The organism is Serratia sp. NFX21 (assembly GCF_048517035.1).
GTDB classification, from domain to species: domain Bacteria; phylum Pseudomonadota; class Gammaproteobacteria; order Enterobacterales; family Enterobacteriaceae; genus Serratia; species Serratia quinivorans.
The window spans coordinates 1,087,382-1,101,033 of record NZ_CP183196.1 but is presented as its reverse complement, the minus strand read 5'-3'; the positions used below and the strand labels follow the sequence as shown (position 1 = coordinate 1,101,033).

Genomic DNA, 13,652 nt, shown 5'->3' with positions numbered 1-13,652 from the left:
CTAACCCAGGATTTGGTGCTTGTTGTTACGCTTGCTAGAAAATTTATGGCTTAACGACCAGGTCGTTTTTAACGCTTTTCACACCGTCGATAGCCTTGGCAATGCTTTCTGCACGCTCTGACTGCGCCTGAGTTTTCACTTCACCGGAAAGCTGTACCACACCGTCGGTGGTTTCTACTTTCACATTGCGCGAAGGGACGATGTCATCGGCCAGCAGTTTGGCCTTCAATTCGCTGGTGGTCGCAGTATCACCGGCATAGGCCTTCATCGACTGTTTGCCTTCGTCTTTCACGTGCAGCTTGTCGCTGACGGATTTGACGCCTTCCACTTTACCGGCCACTTCAACCGCGTGTTCGGCCTGCGCCTGGCTGCCGACAAAACCACTCAGGGTGACGGTGCCTTTTTCGGTTTTCACCGAGATATCAGAGCTGGCGATGGATTTGTCATCGACCAGCGCACTTTTAACTTTAGCCGTTGTTGCGCTGTCATCCATGTAGCCGTCAACTTTTTTCATGGAGCTATCGATTTTGGCACCCGCGCTATCAGCGGCACTTGACGCTTTATTGAGCAGAGTATCTTCAGCCAGCGCGCTGCCACTAACCAGAACGGAACCCAAAACAACAGCCATCAGTGATTGTGCAAATTTAGTATTTTTCATCGATCTCTTCCTTTGGTTGCGGATCCAAAATGGTTAGGATCCTTCAGCCGCCATAACGCGGCCCACTCAGTAATACTTCACGATTTCTATACGTTCAAACATTCACGCTAAACGATTGTTGCCACATCAGGAGTATTGCAACGGCCGTGCCAATTTTAAAAAACCATTTAAAATCAATAATAAAATAAATAACGCTTACATTTTAGGCTAAAAACTGTCGCCTATTGACGACAACACCCATCAGTAAAATCAATGTTATTGCTATGTTATTGATTTCTAAAACATCACACTGTCTCTTATTGGCAACAGTGCAGAATAACTCGCTACCGTTAAGACAAAGCGCAGTGAATTACGCTTAACGGTTCGGTTATGCCCTGTTAAATATAGACCATATGACAGAAAAAGCAGGTATTGCCGGGCAAATCCTGGCGGCTGCGGGGGGACTGAAAAGATGAAGGAGACTTATTAATTAGCAGAATGGGGTGAAGCAATATAACACAGGGCGCCCTAAGACTGCTGACAAAGCACGTTATTAGAGAGAGCGTGCCGAAGGGGTCGTAGCGGCTTGCCCGCCGACCAATTTGCCGGGAGCAAATTGGAACGACTTCCAGTCGGCCCGCAGGGTGGGACACATGGACGTGTCCCATAATGGCCCCTCGGTGCGCTAGGCCCGGGTATCTCGGCTTCAAAGACAACTTTGTCACCAGAAACTAAGGGCGCCCTAAGGCGCCCTGCTGTTCTGTTACCGTTAGTGCTCGCGTGTTTTGCGGAACACCACTTCAGGGTAGCGTTCCTGGGTGATATTCAAGTTAACCATGGTTGGCGCGATGTAAGACAGGTTGTCGCCGCCGTCCAATGCCAGGTTAAGCTCACACTTGCGCTTGAACTCTTCAAACTTCTTCACGTCGCTGCATTCCACCCAACGGGCGGTCGAAACGTTGACCGACTCGTACAAGGCTTCGACGTTGTATTCGCTTTTCAGGCGTGCAACCACCACTTCGAACTGCAGCACACCGACCGCGCCGACGATCAAATCGTTGCTGGCGATCGGACGGAATACCTGCACCGCCCCTTCTTCGGACAGTTGCACCAGGCCTTTCAGCAGCTGTTTTTGCTTCAACGGATCGCGCAGACGAATGCGACGGAACAGCTCCGGCGCGAAGTTCGGAATACCGGTGAACTTCATATCTTCACCCTGGGTGAAGGTATCACCGATCTGAATGGTGCCGTGGTTATGCAGACCAATGATATCGCCCGGATAAGCCTCTTCGACGTGCGAACGGTCACCCGCCATAAAGGTCAGGGCGTCGGAGATCACCACGTCTTTACCGGTGCGCACCTGGCGCAGCTTCATGCCTTTCTCGTAGCGTCCGGAGACCACACGCATAAAGGCTACTCGGTCACGGTGTTTAGGATCCATATTGGCCTGGATCTTGAACACGAAACCGCTGAATTTCTCCTCTGCGGCTACCACTTCACGGGTGCTGCTTTGACGCGGCATCGGCGCTGGAGCCCAGGCCACCAGACCGTCAAGCATATGGTCCACACCGAAGTTACCCAAAGCGGTACCGAAGAATACCGGCGTCAAATCACCGCTCAGGAAAGCTTCATGATCGAACTCGTGAGATGCGCCCTGCACCAGCTCCAGCTCTTCACGCAGCTGCGCGGCCAGATCTTCACCCACGGCGGCATCCAGCTCCGGGTTATCCAACCCTTTGACTATGCGCACTTCCTGAATGGTGTGGCCTTTACCGGTCTGGTAAAGATAGGTTTCATCCTTGTACAGATGATAAACCCCTTTAAACAGCTTGCCGCAACCGATAGGCCAGGTGATAGGTGAGCAGGCGATTTTCAGCTCACGCTCCACTTCATCCATCACTTCCATCGGATCGCGGATATCGCGGTCCAATTTGTTCATAAAGGTCAGGATCGGCGTATCGCGCAGACGGGTAACTTCCATCAGCTTGCGGGTACGATCCTCAACCCCTTTGGCGGCGTCGATCACCATCAGACAGCAGTCAACGGCGGTCAGGGTGCGGTAAGTATCTTCGGAGAAGTCTTCGTGCCCCGGGGTGTCCAGCAGGTTAACCAGACATTCACGGTACGGAAACTGCATCACCGAGGTGGTGATTGAGATCCCACGCTGCTTTTCCATTTCCATCCAGTCGGATTTGGCATGCTGATTTGAGCCGCGGCCCTTTACCGTACCGGCGGTCTGGATAGCCTGTCCGAATAACAACACCTTTTCGGTAATGGTGGTTTTACCGGCATCGGGGTGCGAGATGATGGCGAAAGTTCTTCTTTTCGAGACTTCGCGGGCAAATTCACTAGGAGACATGTTTTTCAGATTCTACAGTTAGTCCGCCCTGCGAAAGCATCAGAACGCGCCGCGCACGGCGCCAGGCAAAGCGGTAAATAAAAGATAATAGCCGGGCATTTTCGCTGATTTACCAACCGGTGACAATCAATGGATCCCGCGAAGATAGATTAAATCCTCAATGCAGTCGGAAATCCGGTGACAACGAAGCCCAATGCCGGTGCAATATCGCTTTATGCTCTTCCGCCATCGGTAGGGTTGCCAATAGATCCGGCCATAGGGTACGTGCCTGCTCGATAGCATCCAATAAATGCACCCGTATAGCGGGCCAGGGCAGACCAACACGGCCCGCCCAATGTTCGAAAGTTTGCATTGAAATCATAGACCAACGCTTTTCCCTCGCCATATTCAGCGCCACTTCTGACTCACGCGGAATATAAGCCAAAGTGGTTACAATGTCATAAGCGGGAGAGAGCCGAACATTAAATTGGATAGAACCGGGGGAAGGCGCTGTGATGACATCAAAACTTGCTCAAGATACTCCGGATGCGCCCGCTGTCTTAGGGTAAACAGCGGACGAATGGCCTCCGGCAAAGCAAGATAATGCGGATCAAACGTCAGGATATTTTTGCCGCCGCTATAATGCGCCAGCACACCAATACGCACATGGTGTAAAACCAAGGCTAGTGCCTGTACCGATTCAACCTGCCGCTGTCCACTCATTAGCTAGTCCTCGAGATCTTTCAGCTTTTTTTCGAAACTCGGTAATCCATTAGCTTCTGAAACTCTATCTGTTTCCTTTTGCAGCAATAACTCCACTTCACGCACCTTGTTTTTAGGTACGATAACGCATTCCAAGTCCATCGCCATCAATATACGTAGCAGCGTGCTCATCCGCATATCACTACCGGATTCGATACGCTGATATTGTTGCTGGGTCATGCCAATCTTCATCAAAAAGTCTTTTTGGTTCCAGCCCAGTTCGGCACGTTTTTCTTTTAATACCTTTGATATTTCTGATGATTTTCGCATCAATCACCTCAAAACAACTCATTGCTTGTATTTGCATCAATAAACAACAAATTAGTTGTACAGTGATGCGAAAACAACCTATTTATTGTAAATTAACGATAAAACAATAAAAAAGTTGTTTTTGGATTCAAGCCAGCGGCAGCGCCATGACTATCGCGTCTTCACGCCCATGGGCTGCAGGGTAGTAGTTACGGCGGATGGTCACTTCATTAAAGCCGAGATCTTCGTACAGCGCGATGGCCGCACGGTTAGAGGCACGCACTTCCAGCCACAGCGTAAACACGCCGCGGGGTTCCAACTGTGCAATCAGCGCTTCCAGCAATTGACGGCCAAAGCCCTGGCGTTGCCAGTCCGGATGAATGGCGATATTGAACAGCGTGGCTTCATCCAGCACGATTTGGGTGATGGCAAAACCCGCCATCTGCCCGTCGGCTTCCAGTTTCAGGTTAAGGTAGCGATCGCCCTGATTAGTGGCAAAGGTAGCTTGTGTCCAGGGAAAGGCGTGGCTGGCCTGCTCAATCTTGAAGGCTGTGGCCAGGTCGGCCGCGGTCAGGGTAGAAATCTTGTTCATGATGACAAATCTGCTGCCAGAGTGCGCGTTTGGCACTCGCATCGAGAGAAAGCTCGGCCAGTGCCGGGCTGTATAGCTGCGCGCCGGCCACCGCAAGCGGCTCCGCAACGCCCAACCGCCAACTGTTGCATTCGGTATCCTCAGGCAACATAGCCACCTGATCCGGCGTCAGGCCATAGGTTTGAGCCGGGGTCAGGCCCAGGCTGCGCAGCACGTCGCAAAACAGCGGATCGTTATGCTCAGGCAAGGCCTGCGCCACGACCAGTAAACGCACCTCGGGTGGCAGGCTGACGGCTACTTCGCCCTGCAACACGCCCGGGCGGCGCAATGTCCACTGCGTAATACCCAGTTGTTGTAACAGCCAGTCGCGTTTTGATGCCATGCCGATTCCTGTCAGGATCTACCCGTTGTGGTGCGCCATGCCTGCCATGCGCCGCGCTATGCTAACAAACCCGCGCGGCCTGCGCCAACAAACCCGTCGAACATATCGCCACAAAGCTCTATAATCCCCGGTCTAATTTCTAGGAGCCAAAACCTGATGTCTGCATTAACCCCCGCCAGTGAAGTCATGCTGCGCCACAGTGATGAGTTTATCGAACGCCGCGTTCTGTTCGCCGGTGACCTGCAGGACGCCCTGCCGGCCCAATTTGAGGCCGCGGATGTGCGTGTCCATACCCAGCAATACCATCACTGGCAGTTACTGAACCGGGCGATGGGTGACAACGTGCAGTACGGCCTGACCGTAGACGCTGCATTCGTCGCCGAGTGCGATACGCTGATCTACTACTGGCCGAAGAGCAAACAGGAAGCGCAATTCCAGCTGTGCAACATTCTGGCACTGCTGCCGGTAGGCACTGACGTGTTCGTGGTCGGTGAGAACCGCAGCGGCGTGCGCAGCGCCGATCAGATGGTGGAAGACTACGCCACGCTGGTGAAAATCGACAGCGCCCGCCGCTGTGGCCTGTATCACGGTCGCCTGGACACCCAGACCGAATTCAACCTGGAAGACTGGTGGGAAAGCTATCAGTTGCACGATCTGGAAGTGAAAACCCTGCCGGGCGTGTTCAGCCGCGACGGACTGGATGTCGGTAGCTCACTGCTGCTGTCGACGCTGGATAAACACATGAAAGGCAAAGTGCTGGACGTGGGTTGTGGTGCCGGTGTGATGGCCTCGGTGCTGTCCAAACTGTCGCCAAAAATGAAGCTGACCCTCAGCGATGTCAACGCCGCAGCCATTGAATCCAGCCGCGCAACGCTGGCCGCTAACGGCATTGAAGGTGAAGTGATCGTCAGTAACGTCTATTCCGACATTACCGGCCGTTTCGATCTGATCATCTCCAACCCACCGTTCCATGATGGGCTGCAAACCAGCCTGACGGCGGCGGAAACCCTGATCCGCGGTGCGTTGAAGCACTTAGGCGTCGGCGGTAAACTGCGCATCGTGGCCAACGCCTTCCTGCCTTACCCGGACATTCTGGACGCCACCTTCGGCAGCCATGAAGTGCTGGCGCAAAACGGCCGCTTCAAGGTGTACCAGGCAACCGTTGCCCGTGCACCACGCGATGCCAAGAAGAAGAAATAAGTAACGCCGCCCGCAAATAGCGGGGATCAGGGCGCAGCGTTCACACGCCGCGCCCTTTTTTTATCCGTTGATATAGGTCATCGACTCTGCGCCATAGCGTGCGCCTGCCGCCGCCTGCAACGGAAACACCGCCTCAATCGCCGCCAGTTCCGCCTGGCTCAGCGTCAGTTCGACCGCCGCAATGTTCTCTTCCAGATAACGACGGCGCTTGGTCCCCGGGATCGGCACAATATGCTCGCCCTGCGCCAATACCCACGCCAATGCCAGCTGTGAAGGTGCCACGCCTTTCTGTTTGGCCAATTCAGTCACTTTCGCCACCAGCGCCAGATTGCGGGCAAAGTTTTCCCCCTGGAAACGCGGGTTGCTGCGGCGGAAGTCGTCGGCATCCAGATCTTCCGGCCGTTGGATAGCTCCGGTCAGAAAACCTCTCCCTAACGGGCTGTAAGGAACAAAGCCGATGCCCAGACGCTCACAGGCCGCCAATACCCCTTGCTCGGCATCACGCGTCCACAGTGAATACTCGGTCTGCAACGCGGTTATCGGATGCACCTTGTGCGCACGCTCCAGCGTAGCGACCGAAGCCTCGCTCAACCCGATGTAGCGGATTTTACCTTCGCTAATCAGGTCCGCCATGGTGCCAACCACCTCTTCGATAGGCACTTCTGGATCCACGCGATGCTGGTAATAAAGATCTATCACCTCAACCCCAAGCCGCTGCAGGCTGCCTTCTACCGAACGACGGATATACTCCGGCCGACTGCTGACGCCCCGGGCGCCGGGATCGGCCGGATCGCGCAGGATGCCAAATTTGGTGGCCAGGAAGACCTGCTGCCGTTTGCCCTTGATCGCTTTACCGATCAACCGTTCGTTGGTGTGCGGGCCGTACATGTCGGCGGTATCGAGCAGGGTGACCCCCAGTTCCAATGCCCGGTGCAGTGTGGCGATGGCCTCTTTTTCGTCCTGCGCCGTCGAATAGAAATCACTCATCCCCATGCAGCCCAGCCCCAGGGCAGAAACGGTCGGGCCATTGGGACCTAATTGACGTTGTTGCATTGTGTTGCCCTCATGCGGTTTTCATCAGCGGAGTGCTGGTACAACAGAGTCTGGTTGTTTACCCTGTAAAGATAAATAATGCAGATTACACATCACTGTTCAAAAATCGCTAACAATACGGAGCGGCAAAATGGATCAGATCCAGGCCATGCGCATTTTCACCCGCATCGTCGAACTGGGCAGTTTCAGCCGGGCAGCAGAGCGTTTGCAGTTACCTCGTGCCACGGTCAGCAATGCCCTCAAACGGCTCGAGCAGCGCCTCGGCGTCCGTTTACTGATCCGCACCACCCGCCAGGTGCAGGTGACCAGCGAAGGCACGCTGTATTATCAGCGCTGCGTGCAGTTGCTGGGTGCGCTGGAGGAGGCGGACACGCTGTTCAGTCACCATAAGCTGCAGCCCTCCGGCAAGGTACGCATTGATATGCCCCATTCGCTGGCGCGCGAAATCGTGATCCCCGCTCTGGATGACTTTTACCAACGTTATCCGGATCTGACTCTGGCGTTGGGCGCCAACGATACTCATGTTGATCTGCTGCGCGAGGGGGTGGATTGCGTGCTGCGCGCCTGGGAAACCGAAGATGACAGCCTGGTGGCACGACGCATCGCCATGCTGCCACAGTTGACCTGTGCTTCTCCCGGCTATCTGGCCGCGTTCGGTGTCCCCCAGTCGATTGACCAGTTGCAGCAGCATCAGGCGGTGGGCTATTTTTCCCTCGCCAGTAACCGTAATTACCCGCTGGAGTTTTGCCGCAACGGTAAAGTGGAGTTGCGCGAATTGCCCGCCAGGCTGAGCGTCAGCGGTGCCGATGCTTACACCAGCGGCTGTCGCGCCGGCATGGGGTTGATACAGGCGGCGCATTACTCGCTGGCGCCCTGGCTGCAGAAAGGGGAATTAGTCGAAGTGTTGGCGGAAACCCCGCCGCCGCCGATGCCCATTTACATCATGTATCCCCCCGGCCGTTTCCTTGCGCCGCGGGTCAGGGTATTGATTGACTGGCTGATTTGGCTGTTTGAACAGTATCAACAGCCCAAAACGGACGTTTTTCCAGCAAACACCCTCAAACAGGGGAAATAACTATTGACGTCCCCGCCAAAATCTCTAGAATTCGCCTCCGTGGTACGTTACTCCGGTAATGTTTCTTGGAATGCGAAGGTGGCGGAATTGGTAGACGCGCTAGCTTCAGGTGTTAGTGTCCTTACGGACGTGAGGGTTCAAGTCCCTCTCTTCGCACCAAATAACCACATGATTTATATTGCACAGCATCAATGCGAAGGTGGCGGAATTGGTAGACGCGCTAGCTTCAGGTGTTAGTGTTCTTACGGACGTGAGGGTTCAAGTCCCTCTCTTCGCACCAAGCTGGTGATATAAATCGAAAGCAAAATAAAGATATCGGCTGTGCGAAGGTGGCGGAATTGGTAGACGCGCTAGCTTCAGGTGTTAGTGTTCTTACGGACGTGAGGGTTCAAGTCCCTCTCTTCGCACCAATCGATAACTCTCTCCGGTAATATCCCCAAAGTAATCCCCAATCGAAACAATGAAGAACACGCGAAAGCGTGGTTTTTGCGTTTTCAGCCCAGATTGAAGTTCAGACCGATCGCCGCCAGTCCACCGGCCAGCGCCATGCAGGAAGGCAGCAGCAGGTAGTGTCGCCAACGGCTATTGAACAGCATCACCAGGGTGGCCAGCATGGCAATCACAATCAGCGTGCGCAATTGCATCATATCCAGGTTGATCAATGCCAGTAACGGCAACAAGGCGCAGGGCAGCAAAACGCCCCAGGCGCTGGCCAGACGGCTACCCAGGCACCAACTGACGCCCCACAGCCCACACGCGGTAATCATGGCGGCAATCATGATAACCCTACCCTTCAAGTGATAATGAGAACCAATATCATATACCACTTTTTTTCACTGCGCATCATTTTCGCCGCGACGGTCAAACGCGGATGACATAACGGTTGAAAAATGATAATTTGCCATAAGAAAATTCCTAGTCTAATTCGCATGTTAATAATCACAATCTACAACCATACAATGCGAGTGTTTAATTCCCACCGACAGAATTTTTCGCAACCTTACCTTTTCGACAGATCGATATTGTAAAGAGTGAATTCCGCATGAACGCGCGTTCTTATCAGGAACTGCTGAACAGCAAACACCGCTTATCATTATTTTTATTTTTATTGATGAACGCGGCCTCTTCCGTATTTACATTATTAGTCCCGTTTCAAAATAAACCCGCTTTTACCCTGCCTTTATTAGGTATACCGCTATTTTGTCTGGCGGCATTTTTATTTACCTTGCAGTCTCCGCGGTTATACGTCAAAAAACTGAATCTATTTTCCTGCGTCTTGGGTCTGCTGTGGGCGGCACATATTTACCTTAAAAGTCAGCACTGTGCGCCGAACAACCAAAGTTTTCTATTAATTAGCCTGTTCAGTATGTTTTTTATCAGCGCCATTGCCTTAACTGATAATTTTATCGCCTTCTGCCTGCACGCCGTTCCATCCGCATTAGTCATTCTATTACTGGACGGCATGCACAATACCATGCGGATAGTATTCACCACGGTATTGCCGATTATCGCGTTCTCTATCCATCACCTGATGCTTAAACGCAGCGAACACTTTACCCAAACCCTGGTGGCTAATCTGTATAACGAACGGGACAGGTTCAGCAATTTAAGCATGATCGATCCCTTAACCGGGCTCTATAACCGTCGTGGCCTGGAGAATAAAATCAATATGTTGCCGGCGGCCGCGTCAGACTGCCATTTCGTGCTGCTGCTCGATATCGATCACTTCAAGGCTTATAACGATAATTATGGTCATACCATGGGTGACCAGGCGCTGGTGCAGGTCGCCATCGCCATCCGCGATTCGGTACGTTCACGCGATATCGTGGTGCGTTACGGTGGGGAGGAGTTTTTGGTGCTGTTGACCAATGTGAATGAGGATTACGCCACCCAAGTGGCTGAACGGGTGCGGCAGCGGGTGCAGGAACTCAAAATCCCCCATCGCTTTAACCAGTTTGAAACCACCACGGTCACGCTCAGTGCCGGGATCTCCGCGTTGGACAAGCTGGATGTAGCCTCGGCGATCCGGGCGGCCGACGCCGCGTTATATCAGGCGAAAAACAACGGCCGCAATAATATTCAGCTAGCTCCCACCATTGAGCCCGCCGCCGTGTGAGCCGGCGGGCTGTGAGCTTAGCGGCGGCGCTGCTGTAGGCCGTAAACAAACACCACGGCAAAGCACAACAGCGGCAGGCAATACGACAACGCCGTGCTATACCTGTCCGCCAGCGCCCCCATAAAGTAAGGCATGATGGCACCGCCAACGATCGCCATGATCATAAAGGAGCTGGCGCGCTTGGTGTGTTTGCCCATGTTTTTCACCCCGAGGGCGAAAATGGTCGGGAACATAATCGACATAAAGAAGAATACGGCGATCAGCGCCACCACCGAGATGCCATCCATACTGAGCATGACGACACCGCACAGCACAATGTTGACCAACGAGTAAACCATCAACAGCGTGGCCGGTTTGACCCTGCCCATCAGCCAGGTGCTGAAGAAGCGTCCGACCATAAAGCAAATCATGGCGATAGAAAGCAAATAGGACGCGCTTTGGTTGGAAACGTCGCTCCAGTGTTCGGTGGCATAGTTAATAAAGAACGCACCAACACCGACCTGTGCCGCCACGTAGAAGAACTGGGTGATCACCCCGCCAACAAAGTGCTTGTGCTGCCACAATCCCTGGGCGATTTCACCGTGCTCCGGCTGCTCTTCCTCGCGGATGTCCGGCAACCGGGTGCGGCTGAACAAAAAGGCAATCAGCAGTACCAACACGGCGATCGCCACATAGGTCATCTTCACCGCACTCTGGTCACCGCTGCCTGCCCCCTGGGTGGCGGAGAAAAACAGCGTGCCGCCGATCATCGGGCCGATAAACTGCCCTAACCCATTAAACGACTGGGACAGGTTCAGCCGCCGTTCGGCCCCCTTTGCGTCCCCCAATACCGTGGCGTAAGGATTGGCGGCGGTTTCCAGGCAACCCAGCCCGCAGGCAATCACAAACAGCGCAAACAGGAACATGCCAAAACTGTTGGCGGAAGCCGCCGGTACAAACAGCAATGCCCCGAGCGCATACAGGCACAGTCCGATCAGAATGCCGGCTTTGTAGCCTTTTTTATCCATAAAATAGCCGGCGGGCAGCGCCACCAGGAAGTAGGCGCCAAAATATGCCGCCTGTAATAATCCCGACTGCGCCTTGGTCACGTGCAGCGTTTCCTGAAAGTGCTTATTTAATACGTCCAGCAGGCCATATGACAGCCCCCACATAAAGAACAGGCTGGTCACCAAGATAAAAGCCCAGCGCAGATTGGCCGTCGCCTTGGCGCCCACCTGAGGTGGGGCAGCAGTTTTTTCAGCAAGCATTGATATATCCTCGGTAGGGTAAGTTATTGTTGTTTCAAAGAGAATATCCGCTCCATCACCACCCATTTTTCGCCTTGCGGCGTCCAGGGGGTGGCCACCTGGTAGTGCCACATCAGGGCTTCCCAGCGCTGCACGTGGGGATTGCTCAAACCGGCGGCGTCAAACCGCTCGGCATCGAATCCGCTACTGACTTCAACAATCATGAACAGCCGGGTACCCAGCCGGTAAATCTCCATATCCAGGATGCCGTGCTCACGCAGATGAGTGGCAATTTCTGGCCAGATGCGTTGGTGATAGGCCAGGTATTCCTCGATCAACGCCGGTGAGTCGACCAGATCGAGCGCCTGACAGAAGCGCTGCCCCGTCCCCGTCACGCCACTCATGTGATCGCCCGGTCAAGATGCAGATACCCGCCGTCCACCGACAGCCATTGCCCGGTGGTGTGCGACGAACGCGATGAAATCAAAAACACCACGGTGTTGGCGATCTCCTGCGGCGTGGTCATCCGCTGTTCGAAAGGAATGCGCGCGGTAATTTTCTCAAGCTGCTGCTCCGGCTGCTCGAAGGTATTGATCCAGCGCTGATACTGCGGCGTGATCACCTCCGCCGGCACCACCGCATTCACCCGCACCCCTTCATGGCGCAGCGACACCGCCCACTCGCGCGTCAATGCCAGCACCGCGCCCTTGGCGGCGGTATAGCCACTGGTGCCGCCCTGCCCGCTGAGTGCGGTCTTGGAGGCGATATTGACGATCGCCCCTTTGCTGCTTTGCAACGCCGACTGGCACAGGTGCGCCATCAGGTAGTAATGAATCAGGTTTTTCTCCAGCGATCCGACAAAGGCTTCACGCCCGGCCTCCAGCCCTACCCCATCGTTAACGCCGGCGTTATTCACCAATGCATCGATACGGCCGAAGCTTTCCTGCGTTTGCGCCACCGCCCGCCGACACTGCTGTTCTTCACACAAATCGGTGATGATCACCGTGCTCCGTGGCTGCAAGAGACGCAGCTGCGCCAGAAACTCGGCCTCAGGCATGGCGTTAGTGACAATCACCGGGATTGCCCCTTCTTCAGCCAGCAGTTGGGAAACCGCCGCACCGATGCCAGAGCCGCCACCGGTAACCATCACCACCTTATCTTTCAGATACAGATCCATAACCAGACTCCGTTAACCCATAAATTCGGCATGCCGTGCCACCCCAAATCTCCGCCTGCTGCGAAGGACTCAGCGTGGCGATCGCCTGCTCATTCAGTTGATAAACCTGGCCGTAATCACCCGCCAGCAGGCACACCGGCCAGTCAGAACCAAACATCAGCCGCTGCGGGCCGAACGCCTCCAGCGCCGCCTCAAAAAACGGCAGTAGCTGTGAGGCCTGCCAATGCCCACCGGGGGCTTCGGTGATTAACCCGGAAAGCTTGCAGACCACGTGCGGCAACGCCGCCAAAGGCTTGATTTGCTGTGCCCAATGTTCTGCACCCTGAGCGATATCCGGTTTGCCAAGATGGTCCAGTACCAGCCAGTAATCGTCATGTTCGGCAGCAAACTGCGCCGCCGCCGACAAATGCCGGTGAGTAACCAGAATGTCGTAGACGTAGCCATGCCGCTGTAACGCCTGCATACCGCGCCGCACTTCCGGCAGCGCCAGCCAGGCATCCGGCTGCGGCTCGTCTTGCACCAAATGACGCCACCCGCGCAGCAGCGGCTGCTGCCGCCATGTCTCCAGCCGCTGCGGCAGCTGCGGCGCGGTGATATCCAGCCAGCCCACCACCCCGCACACACCGCGGCTCTGCTGCGCCTGCGCCAGCAGCGTTTGGGTTTCTTGCTCGCACTGCCGTGCCTGTACCACCAGCGCACCGTCAAAACCGTGGCGTTCCAGCAGGGGTTCGAGCTGCTTTGGGCCAAAATCCTGTCGCAACACCGCCATCTGCTCGCTGATCCACGGATAGCGTTGCGGCTGGTAATGCCAGTAATGTTGGTGAGCATCGATGCGCAGCATGGTT

The 13,652-nt window shown here is 54.7% G+C and carries 16 protein-coding genes and 3 tRNA genes; 6 read left to right on the top strand and 13 right to left on the bottom strand.

The window, feature by feature from the left end:
• Positions 1–43: 43 nt before the first annotated feature.
• From osmY to ACNT1W_RS05135, 7 genes are all read right to left on the bottom strand, one after another.
• Complete coding sequence (osmY, locus tag ACNT1W_RS05165; RefSeq protein WP_012005106.1) at positions 44–658, bottom strand: molecular chaperone OsmY; 615 nt, start codon at positions 656–658, stop codon at positions 44–46.
• A 748-nt stretch (positions 659–1,406) separates the two neighbouring features.
• Entirely contained in the window at positions 1,407–2,996 is a 1,590-nt protein-coding gene (gene prfC / locus ACNT1W_RS05160) for a peptide chain release factor 3 (protein WP_012005105.1), read from the bottom strand.
• 157 nt (positions 2,997–3,153) lie between these two features.
• Positions 3,154–3,357 carry a hypothetical protein gene (locus tag ACNT1W_RS05155; RefSeq protein WP_261099196.1) on the bottom strand — a complete coding sequence of 68 codons (204 nt, stop codon included), beginning with the start codon at positions 3,355–3,357 and terminating at the stop codon, positions 3,154–3,156.
• A gap of 68 nt (positions 3,358–3,425) precedes the next feature.
• Entirely contained in the window at positions 3,426–3,698 is a 273-nt protein-coding gene (locus tag ACNT1W_RS05150; RefSeq protein ID WP_261099195.1) for a hypothetical protein, read from the bottom strand.
• 3 nt (positions 3,699–3,701) lie between these two features.
• On the bottom strand, positions 3,702–4,007 hold the full coding sequence (locus tag ACNT1W_RS05145; protein ID WP_112363131.1) for a helix-turn-helix domain-containing protein: 306 nt from the start codon (positions 4,005–4,007) through the stop codon (positions 3,702–3,704).
• 127 nt (positions 4,008–4,134) lie between these two features.
• Positions 4,135–4,578, bottom strand: coding sequence for a ribosomal protein S18-alanine N-acetyltransferase (gene rimI / locus ACNT1W_RS05140; RefSeq protein WP_012005104.1), 444 nt, complete (start codon positions 4,576–4,578; stop codon positions 4,135–4,137).
• Complete coding sequence (locus tag ACNT1W_RS05135) at positions 4,523–4,960, bottom strand: DNA polymerase III subunit psi (RefSeq protein WP_017891542.1); 438 nt, start codon at positions 4,958–4,960, stop codon at positions 4,523–4,525. Before ACNT1W_RS05135 ends, rimI begins: the two co-directional genes overlap by 56 nt.
• Before the next feature lie 156 nt (positions 4,961–5,116).
• Here ACNT1W_RS05135 and rsmC point away from each other — a divergent pair, with 156 nt between their 5' ends.
• The gene (gene rsmC / locus ACNT1W_RS05130) at positions 5,117–6,160 is read left to right on the top strand and encodes a 16S rRNA (guanine(1207)-N(2))-methyltransferase RsmC (protein ID WP_012005102.1); all 1,044 of its coding nucleotides are present in this window, start codon (positions 5,117–5,119) and stop codon (positions 6,158–6,160) included.
• A 60-nt stretch (positions 6,161–6,220) separates the two neighbouring features.
• Here the strand turns inward: rsmC and ACNT1W_RS05125 are convergent, their stop codons facing one another.
• Positions 6,221–7,213: an aldo/keto reductase gene (locus ACNT1W_RS05125; RefSeq protein WP_419246489.1), complete on the bottom strand. Its 993-nt coding sequence runs from the start codon at positions 7,211–7,213 to the stop codon at positions 6,221–6,223.
• A gap of 130 nt (positions 7,214–7,343) precedes the next feature.
• On the opposite strand from ACNT1W_RS05125, the gene ACNT1W_RS05120 reads away from it, so the two are divergent.
• From ACNT1W_RS05120 to ACNT1W_RS05105, 4 genes are all read left to right on the top strand, one after another.
• Positions 7,344–8,288, top strand: a complete 945-nt coding sequence (locus ACNT1W_RS05120; protein WP_419246488.1) for a LysR family transcriptional regulator — start codon at positions 7,344–7,346, stop codon at positions 8,286–8,288.
• 72 nt (positions 8,289–8,360) lie between these two features.
• A tRNA-Leu gene (locus tag ACNT1W_RS05115) sits at positions 8,361–8,447 on the top strand.
• Positions 8,448–8,481: 34 nt separating this feature from the next.
• Positions 8,482–8,568 (top strand) — tRNA-Leu (locus tag ACNT1W_RS05110).
• Positions 8,569–8,611: 43 nt separating this feature from the next.
• A tRNA-Leu gene (locus ACNT1W_RS05105) sits at positions 8,612–8,698 on the top strand.
• Positions 8,699–8,782: 84 nt separating this feature from the next.
• Here the strand turns inward: ACNT1W_RS05105 and ACNT1W_RS05100 are convergent.
• Positions 8,783–9,067 carry a DUF1435 family protein gene (locus tag ACNT1W_RS05100; protein WP_012005099.1) on the bottom strand — a complete coding sequence of 95 codons (285 nt, stop codon included), beginning with the start codon at positions 9,065–9,067 and terminating at the stop codon, positions 8,783–8,785.
• 263 nt (positions 9,068–9,330) lie between these two features.
• Here ACNT1W_RS05100 and ACNT1W_RS05095 point away from each other — a divergent pair, with 263 nt between their 5' ends.
• On the top strand, positions 9,331–10,404 hold the full coding sequence (locus ACNT1W_RS05095) for a diguanylate cyclase (protein WP_261414054.1): 1,074 nt from the start codon (positions 9,331–9,333) through the stop codon (positions 10,402–10,404).
• 17 nt (positions 10,405–10,421) lie between these two features.
• Here ACNT1W_RS05095 and fucP read toward each other — a convergent pair whose 3' ends face one another.
• From fucP to ACNT1W_RS05075, 4 genes are read right to left on the bottom strand one after another with little or no spacing between them, the layout of a single operon-like run.
• Entirely contained in the window at positions 10,422–11,651 is a 1,230-nt protein-coding gene (gene fucP, locus ACNT1W_RS05090; RefSeq protein WP_419246487.1) for an L-fucose:H+ symporter permease, read from the bottom strand.
• A gap of 23 nt (positions 11,652–11,674) precedes the next feature.
• Positions 11,675–12,034 (bottom strand): L-rhamnose mutarotase, encoded by a 360-nt coding sequence (locus ACNT1W_RS05085; RefSeq protein ID WP_017891539.1) that lies wholly within the window; start codon positions 12,032–12,034, stop codon positions 11,675–11,677.
• Positions 12,031–12,807 (bottom strand): SDR family oxidoreductase, encoded by a 777-nt coding sequence (locus tag ACNT1W_RS05080; RefSeq protein ID WP_261277683.1) that lies wholly within the window; start codon positions 12,805–12,807, stop codon positions 12,031–12,033. Before ACNT1W_RS05080 ends, ACNT1W_RS05085 begins: the two co-directional genes overlap by 4 nt.
• Complete coding sequence (locus tag ACNT1W_RS05075; protein ID WP_419246486.1) at positions 12,785–13,648, bottom strand: amidohydrolase family protein; 864 nt, start codon at positions 13,646–13,648, stop codon at positions 12,785–12,787. Before ACNT1W_RS05075 ends, ACNT1W_RS05080 begins: the two co-directional genes overlap by 23 nt.
• Between the last annotated feature and the right edge of the window lie 4 nt (positions 13,649–13,652).